At 74.7% G+C, this 18,167-nt stretch carries 17 protein-coding genes; 7 read left to right on the forward strand and 10 right to left on the reverse strand.

The features are described from left to right. Positions 1–22 precede the first annotated feature (22 nt). Positions 23–496, forward strand: coding sequence for a MarR family winged helix-turn-helix transcriptional regulator (locus ACFYYB_RS00975; protein WP_389432426.1), 474 nt, complete (start codon positions 23–25; stop codon positions 494–496). Here the strand turns inward: ACFYYB_RS00975 and ACFYYB_RS00980 are convergent. The 3 genes from ACFYYB_RS00980 to ACFYYB_RS00990 form a co-directional block, all read right to left on the reverse strand. After that, positions 459–1,226 (reverse strand): cytochrome b/b6 domain-containing protein, encoded by a 768-nt coding sequence (locus tag ACFYYB_RS00980; RefSeq protein WP_389432428.1) that lies wholly within the window; start codon positions 1,224–1,226, stop codon positions 459–461. The genes ACFYYB_RS00975 and ACFYYB_RS00980 overlap by 38 nt on opposite strands. Further along, positions 1,210–1,875: a molybdopterin-dependent oxidoreductase gene (locus tag ACFYYB_RS00985; protein WP_389433435.1), complete on the reverse strand. Its 666-nt coding sequence runs from the start codon at positions 1,873–1,875 to the stop codon at positions 1,210–1,212. The genes ACFYYB_RS00980 and ACFYYB_RS00985 overlap by 17 nt, the downstream gene beginning before the upstream one ends. Before the next feature lie 254 nt (positions 1,876–2,129). After that, the gene (locus ACFYYB_RS00990; protein WP_389432429.1) at positions 2,130–3,491 is read right to left on the reverse strand and encodes an FAD-dependent oxidoreductase; all 1,362 of its coding nucleotides are present in this window, start codon (positions 3,489–3,491) and stop codon (positions 2,130–2,132) included. A gap of 204 nt (positions 3,492–3,695) precedes the next feature. On the opposite strand from ACFYYB_RS00990, the gene ACFYYB_RS00995 reads away from it, so the two are divergent. Continuing rightward, positions 3,696–4,244 carry a hypothetical protein gene (locus ACFYYB_RS00995; protein ID WP_389432430.1) on the forward strand — a complete coding sequence of 183 codons (549 nt, stop codon included), beginning with the start codon at positions 3,696–3,698 and terminating at the stop codon, positions 4,242–4,244. Positions 4,245–4,440: 196 nt separating this feature from the next. Further along, positions 4,441–5,184 (forward strand): DUF1524 domain-containing protein, encoded by a 744-nt coding sequence (locus tag ACFYYB_RS01000; protein ID WP_389432432.1) that lies wholly within the window; start codon positions 4,441–4,443, stop codon positions 5,182–5,184. A gap of 51 nt (positions 5,185–5,235) precedes the next feature. Here the strand turns inward: ACFYYB_RS01000 and ACFYYB_RS01005 are convergent, their stop codons facing one another. From ACFYYB_RS01005 to ACFYYB_RS01020, 4 genes are all read right to left on the reverse strand, one after another. Beyond that, complete coding sequence (locus tag ACFYYB_RS01005) at positions 5,236–6,402, reverse strand: hypothetical protein (protein WP_389432434.1); 1,167 nt, start codon at positions 6,400–6,402, stop codon at positions 5,236–5,238. 155 nt (positions 6,403–6,557) lie between these two features. Beyond that, the gene (locus tag ACFYYB_RS01010; RefSeq protein ID WP_389432435.1) at positions 6,558–7,091 is read right to left on the reverse strand and encodes a GNAT family N-acetyltransferase; all 534 of its coding nucleotides are present in this window, start codon (positions 7,089–7,091) and stop codon (positions 6,558–6,560) included. Positions 7,092–7,173: 82 nt separating this feature from the next. After that, positions 7,174–8,250: an isopenicillin N synthase family dioxygenase gene (locus tag ACFYYB_RS01015; protein ID WP_389432436.1), complete on the reverse strand. Its 1,077-nt coding sequence runs from the start codon at positions 8,248–8,250 to the stop codon at positions 7,174–7,176. Positions 8,251–8,310: 60 nt separating this feature from the next. Next, complete coding sequence (locus tag ACFYYB_RS01020) at positions 8,311–9,369, reverse strand: GNAT family N-acetyltransferase (RefSeq protein ID WP_389432437.1); 1,059 nt, start codon at positions 9,367–9,369, stop codon at positions 8,311–8,313. 214 nt (positions 9,370–9,583) lie between these two features. Here ACFYYB_RS01020 and ACFYYB_RS01025 point away from each other — a divergent pair, with 214 nt between their 5' ends. Then, the gene (locus ACFYYB_RS01025) at positions 9,584–10,336 is read left to right on the forward strand and encodes a VOC family protein (protein ID WP_389433436.1); all 753 of its coding nucleotides are present in this window, start codon (positions 9,584–9,586) and stop codon (positions 10,334–10,336) included. A gap of 150 nt (positions 10,337–10,486) precedes the next feature. Here ACFYYB_RS01025 and ACFYYB_RS01030 read toward each other — a convergent pair whose 3' ends face one another. Both ACFYYB_RS01030 and ACFYYB_RS01035 read right to left on the reverse strand, forming a co-directional pair. Continuing rightward, the gene (locus ACFYYB_RS01030; RefSeq protein WP_389432439.1) at positions 10,487–11,521 is read right to left on the reverse strand and encodes a PHP domain-containing protein; all 1,035 of its coding nucleotides are present in this window, start codon (positions 11,519–11,521) and stop codon (positions 10,487–10,489) included. Between the two features lie 87 nt (positions 11,522–11,608). Continuing rightward, positions 11,609–12,673 (reverse strand): hypothetical protein, encoded by a 1,065-nt coding sequence (locus tag ACFYYB_RS01035; protein ID WP_389432441.1) that lies wholly within the window; start codon positions 12,671–12,673, stop codon positions 11,609–11,611. 184 nt (positions 12,674–12,857) lie between these two features. Here ACFYYB_RS01035 and ACFYYB_RS01040 point away from each other — a divergent pair, with 184 nt between their 5' ends. Genes ACFYYB_RS01040 through ACFYYB_RS01050 form a run of 3 tightly spaced genes read left to right on the forward strand, consistent with a single transcriptional unit; the run spans position 12,858 to position 16,581 of the window. Next, positions 12,858–13,370 (forward strand): DinB family protein, encoded by a 513-nt coding sequence (locus ACFYYB_RS01040; RefSeq protein ID WP_389432442.1) that lies wholly within the window; start codon positions 12,858–12,860, stop codon positions 13,368–13,370. Continuing rightward, positions 13,370–15,439: a carboxylesterase/lipase family protein gene (locus tag ACFYYB_RS01045; protein WP_389432443.1), complete on the forward strand. Its 2,070-nt coding sequence runs from the start codon at positions 13,370–13,372 to the stop codon at positions 15,437–15,439. The genes ACFYYB_RS01040 and ACFYYB_RS01045 overlap by 1 nt, the downstream gene beginning before the upstream one ends. Continuing rightward, positions 15,436–16,581, forward strand: a complete 1,146-nt coding sequence (locus ACFYYB_RS01050) for a serine hydrolase domain-containing protein (protein ID WP_389432444.1) — start codon at positions 15,436–15,438, stop codon at positions 16,579–16,581. The genes ACFYYB_RS01045 and ACFYYB_RS01050 overlap by 4 nt, the downstream gene beginning before the upstream one ends. 27 nt (positions 16,582–16,608) lie before the next feature. Here the strand turns inward: ACFYYB_RS01050 and ACFYYB_RS01055 are convergent, their stop codons facing one another. Next, entirely contained in the window at positions 16,609–18,132 is a 1,524-nt protein-coding gene (locus ACFYYB_RS01055; RefSeq protein ID WP_389432446.1) for an MFS transporter, read from the reverse strand. Positions 18,133–18,167 lie beyond the last annotated feature (35 nt).

The raw sequence follows: 18,167 nt of genomic DNA on the forward strand, positions 1-18,167 counted from the left end.
CACCCCGGGTACACTTCCCTCCATGACCGAGCAATCGACCGACGCCCTCCCCGACCAGGACTTCCTGCGCCTCGACGGCCAGATCTGCTTCGCGCTGGGCGCGGCGAACCGCGCCTTCGGCGGGCTCTACCGGGTCGTCCTGAAGGACCTCGGGCTGACCTACCCCCAGTACCTGGTGATGCTGGTGCTCTGGGAGCACGGCGAGATGCCGGTCAAACAGCTCGGGCAGCACCTGCGGCTCGACTCGGGCACGCTCTCCCCCCTCCTCAAGCGCCTGGAGGCGGCCGGTCTGCTCGCGCGCGAGCGCAGCGCCGCGGACGAACGGTCCGTGCACGTACGGCCCACCGAGGCCGGTACGGCCCTGCGCGTGCGGGCCGTCGAGGTGCCCCGGCGCATCGCGGCCGCGACCGGCTTCGAACTCGGCGAGATCAAGGAGCTTCAGGACCGCCTGCGGCGGCTCACCGCCGCCCTGGACGCGGCGGCCGGGCCGGAGTAGGGCGTACGTCCCCGGCGGACGATCCCTCCGGGCGCCACAGCGGGTGCTCGCGCCGCGCCCAGTCGGCGGTCACCGAACCCGTCCGCATGCCGCGCCGGGCCTCCGGGTCGCGGACCGCCATCATGACGTGGCCCGCGACGGCCACCGTCATGGCGATGGCCAGCCAGTCGTGGACGAAGGTAGCCCCGGTCCGCCAGGTCAGCGGGGCCAGCCCGGTGAACCACATCAGCAGACCGGTGCCGAGCATCACGAGGGCAGCGCCGGCGCTCCAGCTCGCGTAGAGCTTCTGCCCGGCGTTGAACTTGCCCGCCGGGCGGGCGGCCGGCCGGTGGTCGCGGCGCAGGGCGGAGCGGAGCCAGGTGCGGTCGTGCGGGCCGAAGCGGTTCAGCCGGCGCAGGTCACCGCGGAAGGCCCGGGAGCCGAGCCCCAGCAGGACGGGCGCCGGGATCAGCAGTCCGGACCACTCGTGGACGGTGACCACGAGGTGGCGGCGGCCGACGAGTTCGGCGAGGGGCGGCAGATAGAGGCAGGCCGCGCTCGCCAGACACACCCCGGTGAAGGTGGCGGTGGCCAGGTGGACCAGCCGCACGGCGGGGCCGAACCGGCCCACGCGGGCGGGGCGCCCGGCCGCGGACTCCCCCGGCGGGACCGCCGGCCCAAGCTGTTCGGCCTGTGCGGCCTGTGCGGCGTGTCCGGCCTGTCCGGCCGGGGGTTCAGACGGTCGGGGCATCGTCGCGTCCGTTCGATTTGCCGACCCAGGCGTCGACGTCGTAGCCGAGTTTCTCCCAGTAGCCGGGCTGGACGTCCCGGGTGACGGTGATGCCCGACAGCCATTTCGCCGACTTGTAGAAGTACATGGGGGCCGCGTAGAGGCGCACCGGGCCGCCGTGGGCGTGACCGAGGGGCTTGTCCTGCATGTTCAGGGCCACCATGACGTCCTCGCGGCGGGCCTGCGGGAGCGTGAGGCTCTCGGTGTAGGTGCCGTCGAAGCAGGTGAACCGGATGGCGCGGGCCTCGGGTTGGACCCCGGCGGCATCCAGCAGCCGGAAGAGCGGGACGCCCTCGAAGGGGGTCTCGGGGACCCGCCAGCCCGTCACGCACTGGACGTCGCGGACGATCCGGGTCTGCGGCAGGGCCCGCAGCGCGTCGAGGGTGTACGTGGCCGGGCGCTCGACCAGGCCGTCGACGGTCAGCCGGTAGTCGGCCGGGCCGCGTTCGGGAACCGAGGAGGCGACCGAGTAGTAGCGGAACCCGCCGCCACCCGGGAGCAGTCCGGTGAGCCCGGTGGGGTCCTTGCTCGCGGCCGAACCCAGTACGGCGTCGAACCCGGCCTGGAGCTTCGGCGCGAGGGCCAGACCGAGGGCGCCGAGCCCCACCATCCCGAGGACCAGCCGCCGGCCCACGGGGGCGCCGCGGCCGTCGGGATCGGGGTCGAGGGCGGCGTCGGGATCGGGGCCGGGGTCCGGGCCGGGTTGCTGGTCTGTGCTCACGTGGCGATTCGACCACCCGCGCACCCCGGACCGCCAGGGTCCGGGGCCGCCCGTCAGACTTCCGTAAGACGCTCACGTGCACGTGAGCCCATGGACACGGCCGCCCGACCGGCCCACAGGGCCGGCCGGGCTCCGGGGACCGGCTACGCCCCGCTCGCCTTGAGCATGTCCTCGCGCTCGACGAGCTTCACGCGCTCGCGGCCCTGCGGCTCGCCCAGCGCCTTCTCGGCGGCGTCGAGCTTGTACCAGCCCTCCCACGTCGTGAAGCGGACCTCCTTCTGCACGAGGAAGGTCTCGACCGCCTCGGGCTCGGGAGCGGCCGGCGTCAGCAGGTTGCCGTCCGCGTGGTCGGCGAGCAGGCTGGCGACCGTCTCGTTCGCGTCGCCCTTGGTGTGGCCGATGAGGCCGATCGGGCCGCGGCGGATCCAGCCGGTGACGTACGTGGACGCCAGGTGCGAGCCGGCCTCCATGACGCGGCCGCCCTGGTCCGGAACCGTGCCGGAGTCGACGTCCCACGGCAGCTTGGGCAGCTCGTCGGAGAGGTATCCGACCGCGCGGTAGACGGACTGGACGTCCCAGTCGGTGAACGCGCCGGTGCCCTTGACGTTGCCGGTGCCGTCGAGCTCGGTGCGCTCGGTGCGCAGGCCCACGACCTTGCCGTCCTCGCCGAGGATCTCGGTGGGCGACTCGAAGAAGTGCAGGAAGAGCTTGTGCGGGCGCTCGCCTATGTCGCGGATCGCCCAGTTCTCCAGGGTCTTGGCGACCATGTCGGTCTGCTTGTTCTTGCGGCGCTCGGCGATCGAGCCCTCGTCGTACTCGATGTCCTCGGGGTTGACGATGACCTCGATGGTCGGCGAGTGGTCCAGCTCGCGCAGCTCCATCGGGCTGAACTTGGCCTGCGCCGGGCCGCGACGGCCGAAGACGTGGACCTCGAGGGCCTTGTTGGCCTTGAGGCCGTCGTGGACGTTCGCCGGGATCTCGGTCGGCAGCAGCTCGTCGGCGGTCTTGGCGAGGATCCGGGCCACGTCGAGGGCCACGTTGCCGACGCCGAGGACGGCGACCTTCTCGGCCTCCAGCGGCCAGGTGCGCGGGACGTCCGGGTGGCCGTCGTACCAGGAGACGAAGTCGGCGGCGCCGTAGGAGCCGTCGAGGTCGACACCGGGGATGGTGAGCGCGCGGTCCGCGGTGGCGCCGGTGGAGAAGATCACGGCGTCGTAGAAGGAACGCAGCTCGTCGAGGCTGATGTCGTTCGGGTAGTCGACGTTGCCGAAGAGGCGGACCTGCGGCTTGTCGAGCACCTGGTGCAGGGCGGTGATGATGCCCTTGATGCGGGGGTGGTCGGGCGCGACGCCGTAACGGATCAGACCGAAGGGGGCAGGCATCCGCTCGAAGATGTCGATGGACACACCCGGCTCGGTGGCCGCCTCGGACTTCAGCAGGGCGTCGGCGGCGTAGATGCCGGCAGGGCCGGCACCGACGATTGCTACCCGCAGGGGGCGAGGCATGACTGGGTTCCCTTCGAACGGCGAAAGACTCGATCAAGGTGAACCCTAAGCTAAGGGCAGCCTAACCCGGCACCCACCCCCGGCTTATGACCCCATAACCCGGACTTATGGCAACCCCAAGCAATGCTTGGAGCGCGCGGCGGGCACCATGGCCTCCGTAATGCCGGGGACAGACGTGGCGGCCGCCTGATATCCCTGGGCCGCATGGACAGCGCCGCCACCGCCCCCACCGGCCCCGAGACCTCGCACGACCGCCGCCGCCCCCTCCTCTTCCTGGACGTCGACGGCCCGCTCATCCCGTTCGGCTCCCCGCACGGGCACCCGGTCCACACGGCTCCGGGCACGGCCGACCCCTCCGGCGGCCACCCCCTGCTCGCCCGGGCCGATCCGGCGCTCGGCCCCCGGCTGGCCGGGCTGCCGTGCGAGCTGGTGTGGGCCACGACCTGGGGCGAGGACGCGAACCTGTGCCTCTCCCCGCGGCTCGGACTGCAGGCCCTGCCGGTGGTGGAGTGGCCCGAGCCCTCCGCCGCGGACGGCCGCGGCGCGGTGCACTGGAAGACCGGCGGTCTCGTCGCGTGGGCGGCGGGCCGGGCGTTCGCCTGGGTCGACGACGAGATCGGCGACGCGGACCGCCGCTGGGTGTCCGTCCACCACCCCGGCTCGGCCCTCCTGCACCGCGTCGACCCCCGGCTCGGCCTCGGGAACGCCGACTTCACCGTCCTGGAGGAGTGGTTGCGCGCCCACGGCGGCTGAACCCGGGCGGCCGAGGTCGTCCCTTTCGGCCTACCGGCCCTGCGCCATGCCCGGCCCTGGAGCACCCCCGGGCACCACCCGGCGTACGCCCGGGGAACGTTCGCCGCCCGCCGCGCCAACGGGCTTGGCTTCGACCGGCGTCCGGCATGGGTAGGCTTCCCGCGACACAGTGTGCGGCGGGGTTCGGGGTGGGGTCATGGGGCGTCAGATACGGGTGCGCGGTGCGGTACTGGCGGCCGGGCTGCTGCTGGCGGCCGCCGGCTGTTCCGGAGCGGGGAGCGGAACCGGGGCGAATCCCCGCGACGACCCGAAGCCGGGCGGCGCCGCGCCCTCCGCTTCCGCGCCCTCCGGGGCTCCCGCGGACGGGAAGCGCCCCACCGGTGACGTGCTCCCCGGCATGGTCGCCGCCTCCGTGGCCCGTACCCAGCTGGCGGCGCTGAAGGTGGCGGCCCCGGGAACCATGTCCGGCTACAGCCGGGACAAGTTCACGCACTGGGCGGAGCAGGGCGACAAATGCGACACCCGCGAGGTCATCCTCCAGCGGGACGGTGCGAAGGTCACCCGGGACTCCCAGTGCAAGGCCGTGTCCGGCACGTGGAAGAGCCTGTACGACGAGGTGGTGGTCACCGAGGCCTCGAAGATGGACATCGACCACATGGTGCCCCTCGCCGAAGGCTGGCGCTCCGGCGCGGCCGGCTGGGACGCCGCGAAGCGCAAGGCCTTCGCGAACGATCTGACGCACCCCCAACTGCTGGCGGTGACGGCCTCGTCGAACCGCTCGAAGGGCGACCAGAGTCCCGACCTGTGGCAGCCGCCGTCGAAGGCTGCCTGGTGCCAGTACGGTCGGGCCTGGACCACGGTCAAGTCCGTGTACGGCCTGACCGTCACCGAACCCGAGAAGAAGACGCTCTCCACCATGCTGGACACCTGCGCGAGCTGACGCCGCTCATCCCACCACCGCGCACCGCGGGACCGAGCACCGCAGGACCGCTCACCCCAGGACCGCGATGCCCAGCGGACGCAAGCCCGCCGCGAGCCGGCGGCTGGTCCCGCTGTCGAGGTCCACGACCGTGATGCCGTTCCAGTAGCCGTCGCGGGTGTAGCCCCCGGTGACGTAGGCCGTCCGCCCGTCCCGGGACACGGCCACGTCCTCGTGCGGCCCGTCCAGCGGGTACACCCGCTCCGAGCCGTCCGGGGAACGGACCGTGAGGGAGGGCCCCTTGCCCTTGCCCGGTTCCACCGCCCCCGTACCGACCACCAGCAGGCGGCCGTCCTCCGTGACCGCGGCCCCGTGCTGATGGGTGTCTGCGGTCATCTCCTCCACCGTGGTGCGGCCCGTGGCCGGATCCACCACCGCGAGCCGCTCGCCCTCGAAGGGCAGCAGCAGCATCCCGTCCGCCGGCCGTACGACGGCGTAGTGCGGCTTCAGCCAGGAGCCGAGACCGCCCTCCGTCCCGTACGGGGCGACCTCGATGCGCCGCGGCGCCGCCGACGGCGTGCCGGTGCCGGGCCCGCCCGGCCCGACCGGCACGACGGTGACGTCGAAGGAGTCGTGGCCGGTGACGTACACCTCCGAGCCGTCGCGCGCGACGTCCACGTCGAAGGGACGCCGGCCCACCGGCACCACGGCCGTGACCTCGGTCCTCGCCGTGTCGATGACCTCCAGGACGCCGGTGGTCCCGGGCACGTTGACCCCGACGTACGCGTGCGCCCCGTCGGGCGAGAGCGCGATGCCCATGCCGCCGCCCCGGTACTCCCCGCCGGTGACGGGCCCGGTGCCGGTGGTGCGGTAGGGGATCAGGGCCGACCGGGTCCGCGTCCGCGTGTCCACGACGGCGACGCCCTCGGCGGTGGCCACCCAGGCCCGGCCGTCCGCGCCGACCACCAGGCCGTACGGGGCCCTGCCCACCGGCACCGAGCCGACCGTGCCGCAGTCCGGGTCCACGAAGCTGACGGTGTCGGCGCCGAAGTCGGCGACCAGCAGGGTGCCGCCCGGGGTGGCCGAGGCCGTCGGGAGCGGCGAGGCCGCGGGGGCGGCGGCCCGCGGCGCGCCGGGGGTCGAGCAGGCCCCCAGCAGCAGCGCTCCGGCGAGGGCCGCGAGGGCGGTACGGGTACCGCGTACGCGGCGGCGCGGGTGCGGGCGGTCGTGCTGCGGCATGGCGGTGCCCCTCTCGGTTCCGGGGGCGGGGCCGGTGGTGCGCCCGCTCCCCCGTACCCATCCTCACCTCGCGGGGCCGCCCGGCCGCTCGGCCCGGCGGCCGACAGCGGGGTCGGCCGATCGGTCGATGCGGGAACGCGCCGGGCAGGGGCGGATCAGCCCTCGTACTCCGTCAGGTCGATGCCGTGGAGGTTGAGGAGCGCGTGCGTCTGCGGGTGGTTGATGTCCTTCTCGGCGGTCATGCCCAGCTTGCGGATCACGTTCTCGGACTCGTCGTTGCCCGCCCGGTTCACGGCGACGACCCGGTCGAGGCCTCGTTCCTGGAGGGCGAACTCCAGGGTGGCGTGCGCGGCCTCGGAGCCGTAGCCCTGGCCCCAGTAGGAGCGGCCGAGCCGCCAGGTGATCTCGGCCGCGGGCAGGACCTCGGGCAGCCACCACGGCATGGAGAGCCCGACGGCTCCGATCAGCTCGCCGGAGGCCAGCAGCTCCACGGCGAAGATCCCGAAGCCCTCCTCGTCCCACTCGTCCTCCCACCGCTCGATGGTCTCGGCGGTCTCCTCCAGGTCGAGGGTCTCGCCGTCGCCGATCCAGCGCATCACCTCGGGGTCGGCGAGGATCTCCGACAGGGGGACGAGGTCGTCCTCGGACCAGCGGCGGAGGAGGAGGCGGGGGGTACGGATCTCGGTCATGCCTCCCATCCTGCCGAACGCGCCGGACATCGCGTAATCGGGTCCCCCACGGGGCGGCCGGCGGGCCCCCGGGCGGGCCCCGCTAGGCCTCCGGAGCCGCCTGACCTGCCGCCTTACCTGCCGCCTGGGCTCCCGTCTGGGCCGCCGCCGGGCTTGCCGCCGGACCACCCGTCCGATCCCCCGCCCGATCCCCCACCGGGACGGTGATCGCGTCGAGCTGCGCCCGCAGGTGGACGTGCGAGTCGACCGGCTCGTGCACGATCCGTCCCAGCGGCGCCGGGAGGGATTCCACCCGGGTGTGCGGGTCGCACTCGTAGAAGTAGACGAGCGAGATCAGCTCCTCGGCGGGCGCGTCGGAGGGCGGTGGCAGCACCCGGTGGCGGCCCGCCCGCCACCGGTCGCCCGTCCAGCGCGCCATGAGGTCCCCGATGTTCACGGTGAGCGCGGCCGGATCGTACGGGGCGTCCTGCCAGCCCTCGGCGTCGGTGTGGATCTGCAGTCCGCCCGCGCCGAGCTGGCGGTCCAGGACGGTGACGGTGCCGAAGTCGGTGTGCGCGCCGATGCGGAACTGGCCGGGCAGCGGCGGCCCGACGGTCTCGGTGCCGGGATACCAGTTGACGTTGAACCCCCAGGTGGGGTGGCCGGTGTGGCGGGTGAAATGGTCCGCGCCCAGGCCCAGGGCGCCGGCCAGCAGCTCGAGCAGCTCGTCGGAGAGCGCCCGCATCGCGGCCAGGTACTCCGTCACCAGCCCGCGCAGCGCGGGCACTTCGGCCGGCCACGCGTTGGGCCGGAACCACTCGGCGTCCACGGCGGGGATCCCGGTCGGGTCCTCCGCCGCCCAGGACCAGGATTCCTTGAGGTCCGGCGGGGAGGCCGCGCCCTCCGCGTAGCTGTTGGCCTCGGCGCCCGGACCGAGCCAGCCGCGGCCGCCGACCGCGACGGCGTACGGGGCCTTGGCGGCGTCCGGGAGCCGGAAGAAGGTCCACGCCGCCTCCCGGATCCGCCGGGGCAGCTCCGGGTCCACCCCGTGCCCGGTCACCAGCAGGAATCCGGCCGCCTGGAGCGCCTCGTCGACCTGGGCGGCCACGAGGCGGCGCGCCTCGGGCCCCCCGGTGCGCCACGGGCCGAGATCGATCAGCGGGACCTGCGAACTCACCATGCGCGACCTGCTTTCCGAGGCGGGGGCGCGGCGGGAGGCCAGGGCGTGCCCGGGCTCCGCTCAGCCCCGTAGGACGTACCGGACCAGGCCCTCCCCGGTAGCGGCCCCGGTGAAACCGGCACGCCGCAGCACCGCCTGGGAGGAGGCGTTGTCCTCGTCCGTCGTGGCCTCCAGCCGGGTGACGCCCGGCCGGCCGAAGGCCCAGGCCGACAGGGCCTTCAGCGCCTCGGTGGCGTAGCCGTTGCCGCGTGCCGAGGGCACGAGGTCGTAGCCGAGCTCGACGCGGCCGTCCTCGTCCGGGGCCGCGTGGAAGCCCATGCCGCCGATGGCCCTGCGGTCGCTCGTGCGGACGATGACGTACGGTCCCCAGCCCGCCCGGTAGGTCCCTGCCTCGCGCGCCCTCGTGACGATCCCGGTGGCCTCGCGGGTGTCCTCGCCGGGGCCGTCCCCGACCCAGGCGAAGCCGCCGTTGCCGCCCGCTTTCAGGTCGGCCGCGATCGCCGGGGACATGGGGAAGAGCAGGACGCGCTCGGCCGCGACGGGGTCGGCGTACCAGCGCCAGACCGTCAGGCGGGCCTGGCCGGGGAGTTCGCCCCGGCCCGTGGCCCAGAGCAGGGTCCGCCAGGGCTCGTGGCCGCGCGGGAGGTGCGGGAAGAGCCGGTCCAGGACCCGTTCGGCCAGTGCCGGGTCCGGCTCCCAGTCGTGGACGCCGAGTCCGCCGAGGATGTCGTGGGTGTGCAGCAGGGTCTCGACGACGCCCATCGCGGCGAAGCCGTCCGCGCCCGCGTCCCCGTACGGGTGCCACGCGCGGGCGCCGGGTCCGGCGAGGGCCACGGCGGCCGACAGGAACCCGCCGGAGGCCTCGATCATGTCGACGAGGCCGGCCGGGCCGGTGCCCTCCTCGGCCCGTATCTCCAGCGGGACGTACGCGTCGGTGGCGCGGACCGTGAGCTGAGCGGCGTACGCGGTGAAGTCCTCGGTCACGTGGACGGCGGTGTCGCGGCAGCTCCACTCCAGGCCGGCGGCCGGAACGTCCCAGTCCAGGTGCGCCACCTCCCGCAGCGCCCGGGTGGTGAGCGACACCGCTGTATCGATGTCCTTGGAATTCATGATCGTCATAGGCGGCACCCTAGGGGGCTGTCCGGGTGCCGCCAAGGGGATATCCGTGCCCCACGGCCGGTGGTCCCGGTGGCGCGCCTGCGGGCCCGGGCCGGGGCCGGGGCGCTACTGCTTGTGCTCGGACGGCGCGCTGACCGCGCCCCGGTGAAGGACGGAGCAGACGGTGGAGATTTCGACGAGGGACGTCTTCGGGGCGCCGTGCTGGGTGAGCCTGATGGCACGGGACCTCGGCGCGGCGCAGCGGTTCTACGGTGCGGTCGCGGGCTGGCGGTTCCGGACCGCACGGCTCGGCGAGGCCTTCGCCGTCGCCGAGCTGGACGGGATGCCGGTGGCCGGGATCGGGGCGCTGGCCGGAGACCTCGCGGTGGCCGTGGCCTGGACCCCGTACTTCGCGGTCGACGACGCCGACGTGGCGGTGGACCGGATCCGCGAGCGCAGTGGCACGATCGCGGTCGGCCCGGTCTCCTTCGAGTCGGGGGGCCGCGGGGCGCTGGCGGCGGACCGCGACGGGGCGGTGTTCGGGATCTGGGAGGGCCAGGTCTCCTCGGGCTGGCGGGTCGGTTCGGGACAGGCACCGGCCTGGCTGGAGCTGCGCACCCGGGACGCCTTCGAGTCGGCGATCTTCTACGGGGAGGTGCTGGAGTGGGCCACCGGCCGCGCCGGATGCTGCGAGGTCGCCTACGAGGAGGAGCGGGTCGTGCTGCGCCAGGACGGGGAGCCGGTGGCGCGCCTCGACAGCGGTCCCGTGGAGCCGGGTTCGTACAGTCCGTACACCCGGCCGCGCTGGCACGTGCACTTCCGGGTGCCCGCGCTGGAGCCGGCGGTGGAGGCGGCCGTCGCGCTGGGCGGCCGCACGGTGGCCGAGCCCGCGTCGAGCGCGACCGACCGGTGGGTGTCCCTGCGCGATCCGGACGGGGCGCTCTTCACCCTCACCGAGTCCCGGACGGAGGGCGGGGCCGAGGAGTAGGCGGGGGTCCGGCGGGTGGGCCGGGGCCGGTGGGTCCGGCAGGTGGGCCGGGGCCGGCGGTGCGTCGGGTCCGGCGGGTAGGCCGGTGCCGACGGGTGGGCCGGGCCGGTGGGGCCGGCAGGTGCGTCGGGGCCGACGGGTGGGCCGGGGCTACGGCAGTCGGCGGGTGCGGGTCCAGTCGATGAGCTCGGCCGCGGACCGGGTGTTGACGACCCGGTCGGCCGTCACCCCGCATTCCAGGGCGCGTTCGCAGCCGAGGGTCTGCCAGTCGAGCTGTCCCGGGGCGTGCGCGTCGGTGTCGATCGCGAAGAGGGTGCCCGCGGCGACCGCGAGCCGCAGCAGCCGGCGCGGCGGGTCCAGCCGCTCCGGCCGGCTGTTGATCTCCACGGCCGCTCCCGACTCGGCGCAGGCCGCGAAGACGGCCTCGGCGTCGAACTGCGACTCCGGCCGGGTCTTGCCCGTCACCAGCCGCCCGGTGCAATGGCCGAGGACGTCGAGGTGGGGGTTGCGTACGGCGGCGACCATCCGCCGGGTCATGGCGGGGGCGTCCATCCGGAGCTTGGAGTGGACGGAGCCGACGACGAGGTCCACCTCGGCCAGGAGTTCCGGTTCCTGGTCCAGCGAACCGTCGTCGAGGATGTCGCACTCGATGCCGGTGAGCAGCCGGAACGGGGCCCAGGTCGCGTTGAGTTCGGCGACCGTGCGCAGCTGTTCCCGCAGCCGGTCCGGGGAGAGTCCCCGGGCGATCGTGAGGCGCGGCGAGTGGTCGGTGAGCACCGCCCAGTCGTGCCCGAGGGCGGCGGCGGCCCGGGCCATCGCCTCGATGGGGCTGCCTCCGTCCGACCAGTCGGAGTGCATGTGGCAGTCGCCGCGCAGGGCTGCGCGCAGGGCGAGGGCCTCGGGGCTGGGCGGCGGGCCCACGGGGTGGGCCGCGGCCTTCTCCTCCAGCCCCCGCAAGTAGGCGGGGATGGTTCCGCCGAGGGCTTCGCGGACGACCTGGGCGGTCTTCGGGCCGATGCCCTTGACCGCTTCGAGGGTGCCCGCGCGGACCCGGTCGGCCAGCTCGTCCTCGCCCATCCGGCCGACGGCGGCCGCCGCCGTGCGGAAGGCCTGGACCCGGTAGGTCGGCTCCTGAGCGCGTTCCAGCAGGAACGCGATCCGGTCCAGCGCGGCCACCGGGTCCATCGCGCGTCTCCCTCCGCGAAGCGGCGTAGCGGCGTAACGGCGGGGAGGGGGCGGGGGCGGCTGGCCCGCGCCCCCTCCCCGCCCGGGTCAGGCCCCGTCGGCCGGGTCGGCCGCCGGACGGAACTGCAGGGCCAGGCCGGCGAGTACGGCGCCGGCCGCCGCGCTCAGCACGGCCGTGGTGCCGGCCCATTCCAGGGAGCCGCCGACCGCGCCGCCGAGCGGGTCGAACCCGGCGACGCCGCCGACCACGTGGAGCCCGGCCACGCCGAGCGCGACCACCGCGCAGGCCCGCCACGCACCGGCCGTGTCCCGTACCGCCAGCAGGGCTCCGGCCGTCAGGCAGAGCAGGGTGACGGCCAGGGCCAGCAGCCCGCCGGGATCACCGGAGGTCAGGCCCGCCAGATCGCCGGGGACGTGCAGCGCGCCGCAGAGGAGCAGGGCGAGCGCCACCGGCCAGCGCAGTATGTGGCGCAGCGCGCCGGTGCCCTGACGTGCCGGGCCCCGGGCCGGGGGCTGTGGCCGGACCTCGGCCTGGGCCTGGGCCTGCGGTGCGGACTGGTGCACGGGGGTCCGTGCCCGGTCCGTCTGCTCGGGGCGCTGCAGCGGGGGCTGCTCGCCGGTGCCGAGGATGCTGACGAGCAGGGCCACGTCCTCGATGGGCCGGCCGAGTGCGGCGGCCCGCAGCGTGATGTCGGTCTCGACCAGCTCGTGCGGGGGCTCGCCCAGCAGGGTCACCATCTCGCGGACCTCGTGGACGGGTCGGGCCACGGCTGCCGCGCGCAGGGCCGCGTGCCCTGGGTTGGGGACCTGTCCGGACTCCTTGAGGAGGTTCACCAGATCGGTGACCTCCCGGACGGAACGCCCGGTGGCGGCGGTCTCCAGGAGGGTGTGCGCGGACGCGGAGGCCGACGCGGGCCGGGGTACGGGGTCGCGGCCGGGTGCGGCCCCGGTCCCGGGACCGGCCTGCGGATCGGCCGGCGGACCGGCCTGCGCCTCGGGAACGGTCCGGGACTCCGGCTCGGGCCCGTACCCGGGGCCGAAGTCGGGGTCGAGGTCGTCCGTGTCGGGGTCCGACGGCCGGACGGCCGGGGTGTCGGGGAGCCGGCGCGGTTCTTCGTACTCCGTCGCGGCGAGCGTGATCGGGTCATTCATGGAAAGCTCCGTTCGCCGACGCGCGGGTCTACACATCGCACGCCGGTCATCGTGCGTCATGGGAAGCGCACGCTTTGTTACATTCAGCGGCACCCGGCCCCGCTGCGCCATTCGGGGCGGGCAAACGGGGGTCCCCCGCGGTGCCGCGGGCCCGGTCGGCGGCCGTCCTGGGCATGGTGGGGGCATGAAGGGTACGGAGGTACTGGCCGACGCGTTCGGCCGGATCCGGGACGTGGTGCACGAGGCGGTCGAGGGGCTGGAACCCGGACGGCTGGACGCGCGGATCGATCCCGGTGCGAATTCGATCACCTGGCTCGTCTGGCACCTGACCCGGGTCCAGGACGACCACGTGGCGGACGCGGCCGGCTGGGAACAGGTCTGGCACGCGCAGGACTGGGACGAACGGTTCGGGCTCGCGCTGCCCCGCGGGTCGACCGGCTACGGGCACACCGCCCGCGAGGCCGAGGCCGTCCGGGTCGACTCCGGGGAGCTGCTGCTGGGGTACTTCGACGCCGTCCACGCGCAGACGGAGCGGTTCCTGCGGGGGCTGTCCGCCGCGGATCTGGACCGGGTCGTCGACGAGCGGTGGGACCCGCCGGTGACCCTCGGGGCGCGGCTGGTCAGCGTGATCGCTGACGACCTCCAGCACGCGGGTCAGGCGGCGTTCGTCCGGGGCGTGCTGTCGAGGGGCCGCTGATGGCTTCCCCGGGCGCCGCCCTCCTCCTGGCCCTCCTCCTGACCACCACCCCAGCAGCCACGGCGACGGCCGCGTCCCCCTCGGATTCCGGGCCCCGGGCCGGGGCCGGATCCGGACCGGTGGTCACGGCGGAGGCCGGCGCCATCGCCGGCTCGGGGGCCGGAACCGCGACCTCGCCGAAGGGCGAAGCCGAGGCCGCGCCCTTCGGCGAAGCCGGAACCACGCCCTTCGGCCACGCCGAGGCCGCCCCCTTGGACAGAGCCGGGACCGCCTCCTTGGGCGCAACCGGCACCCCGCCGTTCGGCGGAACCGGGGCCGCGCCGTTCGCCGGAACAGGGGTCGGGCCGTTCGGCGGGGTCGGGCCCGCGCCGTTCGGCGGAGCCGGGGCCGGGCGGAGCGGAGAGCGTTCGGGGACCGGCACCATCCTCGGTGAACGGCCCGTCGTCGAGACCGACCGGGGAGCGGCGCGCGGGCGGGAGGCCGCCGGGTACCTCACCTTCGAGGGGATCCCGTACGCCGCCCCGCCGACCGGACCACTGCGCTGGCGGCCTCCGGAGCCCGCCGCGCGCTGGGTGGGCGTACGGGACGCCGGTGCGCCCGGGGCCCGGTGCGTGCAGCTGCCCGCTGTGGGGCCGGGAGCCCCCAGCGGCTCGGAGGACTGCCTGTTCCTCAACGTCACGGTTCCGGGTACGGCCATCGGCGCCGGACGGCCCTCGTCCACTGCCGGGATCGGGAGCTCGCGGGGTGCCGGAACCAGCGGTGTCGCGGCCCGGCCCGTGATGGTCTGGTTCCACGGCGGCGGGTTCATGAACGGCGCCGGGGATCTCTACCGGCCGGGCCGGCTGGCCTCGGCCGGCGGGGCCGTGGTCGTCACCGTCAACTACCGGCTCGGGATCTTCGGTCTCTTCGGGCATCCCTCCCTCCGCGGAGCCCCCGCCTTCGCGCTCGCCGACCAGCAGGCCGCCTTGCGCTGGGTGCGTGCCAACGCCGCCCGGTTCGGCGGCGATCCCGGCAACGTCACCGTGTTCGGCGAGTCCGCCGGCGGCCTGAGCGTCTGCCTGCACCTCACCTCCCCCGCCTCCGCGGGCCTGTTCCACCGGGCCATCGTGCAGAGCGGATCATGCTCCCTCACCGTCCCGGCGCGTTCGCTGCTCCCCGCGCTGCCCGCCTACGAGCCGTTCGTGCCGGAGTCCCGGACCGTGGCCCGGGGAACCGAGGCGGCGGTCCGGCTCGGCTGCGGCCGCCCGGCCGACGCGGAGGTGCTGGAGTGCCTGCGCGGCCTCGCCCCGGAGGTCCTGGCGACCCCCGGGCTCATGACGCTCTTCTCCGCGGTGTCGTACGGCACCCCGCTGCTCCCCACCGAGCCCCGACGGGCCCTGGAACGCGGGGAGTTCCACCGGGTTCCGGTGGTGCAGGGCTCGACCCGCGACGAGATGCGGATCTTCCTCGGGCAGACCCTGGCGGCCTACCCCGTCGCCGACGCGCAGGCCTACCGGGCCCGGCTGCGCGCCGCGTTCGGGTCGCGGTCGGCCGGTCTCGTCGAGGCCGCCTATCCGGTGACGGCCCATCCGACGCCCGCGCTGGCCTTCGCGGCCGCGCTGACGGACGCCTCCTTCGTGTGTCCGCAGCTGCGGGACAGCCGTGCGCTGGCCCGGCACGTGCCGACGTACGACTACGGGTTCGACGACCGGAGCGCACCGGACTTCACCGGGCTGCCGCCGGTGCCGGGGTTCCCGTACGGGGCCTCGCACGGGTCCGAACTGCCCTACCTCTTCGACACCGGGCTCCCGATGAGCGCCGCGCAGCGGGTGCTCGCGGAGCGGATGACCGACTACTGGACCCGGTTCGCGGCGACCGGCGATCCGAACGCCCCCGGGACGGGGCCCTGGTGGCCGCGCTCCCCCGCCGTACTGTCCCTGGCGCCGCCGTCCGTGGAGTCGCAGGACTCGGCGCCGCGGGACTCGGCGCCGCAGGACGCGGGCGGCATCCGCCCCGTCGACGCGGCGGCCCGGCACCACTGCGGGCTGTGGGACTCCGTAGGACAGGCTCTCGAAAGGGCGGGCTCGTGACCGGTTTGACCGACATCCTTCAGCCGTTCGTGGACGACGGAACCCTGCCGGGGGCGGTGGCCCTGGTGGACCGGGGCGACGGCGGGGGGCCCGAAGTGGCCGCCGTCGGCAGCGCGGACGCCGGGGGCGAGGCCCCGATGGTCCGCGACTCGATCTTCCGGATCGCCTCGCTGACCAAACCGGTCACGGCGGCGGCGGTCATGATGCTGGTGGAGGAGGGCCGGTTCGCCCTCACCGACCCGGTCGCGCCCTGGCTGCCGGAGATCGCCGCACCCGTGGTCGTACGGACTCCCGCGAGCCCGGTGGACGAGGTCGTCCCGGCGAAGCGGGCGGTGACGGTGGCCGACCTGATGACCTTCCGCGCGGGGTGGGGCTTCCCCTCCGACTTCTCGCTCCCGGCGGTCGCCCCGCTCTTCGGCGAGCTGCGCCAAGGCCCGCCGCGGCCGCAGGACGTCGCGGCGCCGGACGCGTGGATGGCCGCGCTGGGCCGGATCCCGATGCTTTACCAGCCGGGCGGGGCCTGGCTCTACAACACCTGCTCCGACGTCCTGGGCGTGCTGATCGCCCGGGCGGCGGGGTGTTCGCTGCCGGAATTCCTGGCGGAGCGGATCTTCGAGCCGCTGGACATGCCCGACACCGGTTTCGCCGTGCCGGCGGGGCAGGCGGGACGGTTCACGCACCTGTACCGGCCGGGGGCGAACGGGGGCCTCGACCTCGTGGACGCCCCCGACGGACAGTGGAGCGCCGTGCCCGCCTTCCCGTCCGGCGCGGGCGGGCTGGTCTCGACGGTGGACGACTACCACCGCTTCGCCCGGATGCTGCTGGACGGCGGCGGCCCGCTGCTCTCGGAGGATTCGGCGCGCCGGATGACCACCGACTGGCTGACCCCGGACCAGCGGGCGGGCGCCGAACTGTTCCTGGAGGGCCAGGGCTGGGGGTTCGGCGGGTCGGTCGACGTCACGCCGGCCGACCCGTGGAACGTGCCGGGCCGCTACGGCTGGCTCGGCGGCACCGGCACCGCCGCCCACATCGTCCCCTCGACGGGGGCCGTCACCATCCTGCTGACCCAGCGGGAGATGACCGGCGCCTCGCCGGCCCCGGAGACGATGCGGGCGGTGTGGGCCTACGCGGCCGCCCCGTAGGGCGCCGCGCCCCGGCCCCCTGCTGCCTCAGTGGTTCTCGGTCGGCCGCAGGTCGCGCGGGATCAGGGTCCAGGTGGTCGCCGCGGCGGCGATCGCGAGGACACCGGCCATCAGGAACGCCGGGGTGATCGCGAGGGTGTAGGCCTGCGAGGCGGCGTCGAGCAGGGTCCGGCCGAGGCCGCCGCCGAGCTGTTCGGCGGTGTGGGCGGCCTCGCCCACGGAGTCCCGTACGGCGGCCAGCGTCGTGGAGTCCAGGTCCAGGGCGGGGAGGTTGCCGCGGTAGAGCGCGGCGGCGGTGGAGCCGAGGATCGCGACGCCCATGGCCGAGCCGAGTTCGTAGCAGGTCTCCTCGATGGCGGCGGCGCTGGAGACCTGGTCCGCCGGGGCCGCGGAGATGAGGGTCACCGAGGCGACCGTGGTCGCGATGCCCGCGCCCAGGCCCATGATGGTGAGCGCGACGGCGAAGGCGGGGTAGCCGAGGCCGGTGAACTGCTGGAGGGTCCAGGGCAGGGCCATGCCCGCGGCGAGGACCACCAGGCCGCTGCCGAGCACGTGACGGATCGCGAAGCGCTGCATGAGGGTCGGGGCGACCATCGAGGCGCAGATCAGCGCGAGCGGTGCCGGCAGCAGGCGCAGGCCCGCCTCCAGCGGGGTGTAGCCCTGGCCGTACTGGAACCACTGGGTGACCAGGAACAGGATCGCGCCCATGCCCACCATGGGCAGGAAGATCGCGGTGGCGGCCACGCTGAAGGCGGGCTTGGTGAAGAGCCGGACCTGGAGCAGCGGGTTGTCCACGCGCAGCTGGCGGCGGACGAACAGGGTCAGCGACACGACCGCGAGGGCCAGCAGGGCCCAGGGCAGCGGGTCGGCGACGCCGCTCTTGCCGAGCTGCTTGATGCCGCCCGCGAGGGCGAGCATGCCGACGATCGACTGGCCGACGCCCGTCCAGTCCCACTTTCCGGCGGAACGCGGGGAGCGGGATTCGGGGAGGTAGCGCAGGCCGGCCGCGACGATCACCGCGGTGACGGGCAGGTTGAGGAGGAAGGCGGAGTGCCAGCCGTAGTCCTGGACGAGCAGGCCGCCGACGACGGGGCCGAAGGCCATGCCGCCGCCGAAGACGGCGGCCCAGACGGCGAGGGCGAAGGCGCGTTCCTTGGCGTCGGTGAAGACGGTGCGCAGGATCGACAGGGTCGAGGGCATGATCGCGGCGCCGCCGACGCCGAGGAGGGCGCGGGCCGCGATGACGTGCCAGGCCTCGGTGGACAGGACGGCGATGAGCGAGGCGAGGGCGAAGATGCCGAAGCCCGCCATGAGCAGGCGCTTGCGGCCCCAGCGGTCACCGAGGGCGCCGGCGGTGACCAGCAGCCCGGAGAGGGCGAGGGCGTAGATGTCGATGATCCACAGCTGCTGTACGGCGCCCGGCTGGAGGTCGCCGACGAGCGAGGGGAAGGCCACGTTGAGGATCGTGGTGTCCATCGAGATGAGCAGGAGACTGCCGGAGAGGATCGTGAGCACGATCCAGCGGCGCGGGTCCTGCGTGGGGGTGTGCATTTGGGTTCCGTTCACGGTTGTTTCACGGTCGTACG

It is taken from the genome of Streptomyces sp. NPDC002886 (assembly GCF_042888445.1).
Classification (GTDB): Bacteria; Actinomycetota; Actinomycetes; order Streptomycetales; family Streptomycetaceae; genus Streptomyces.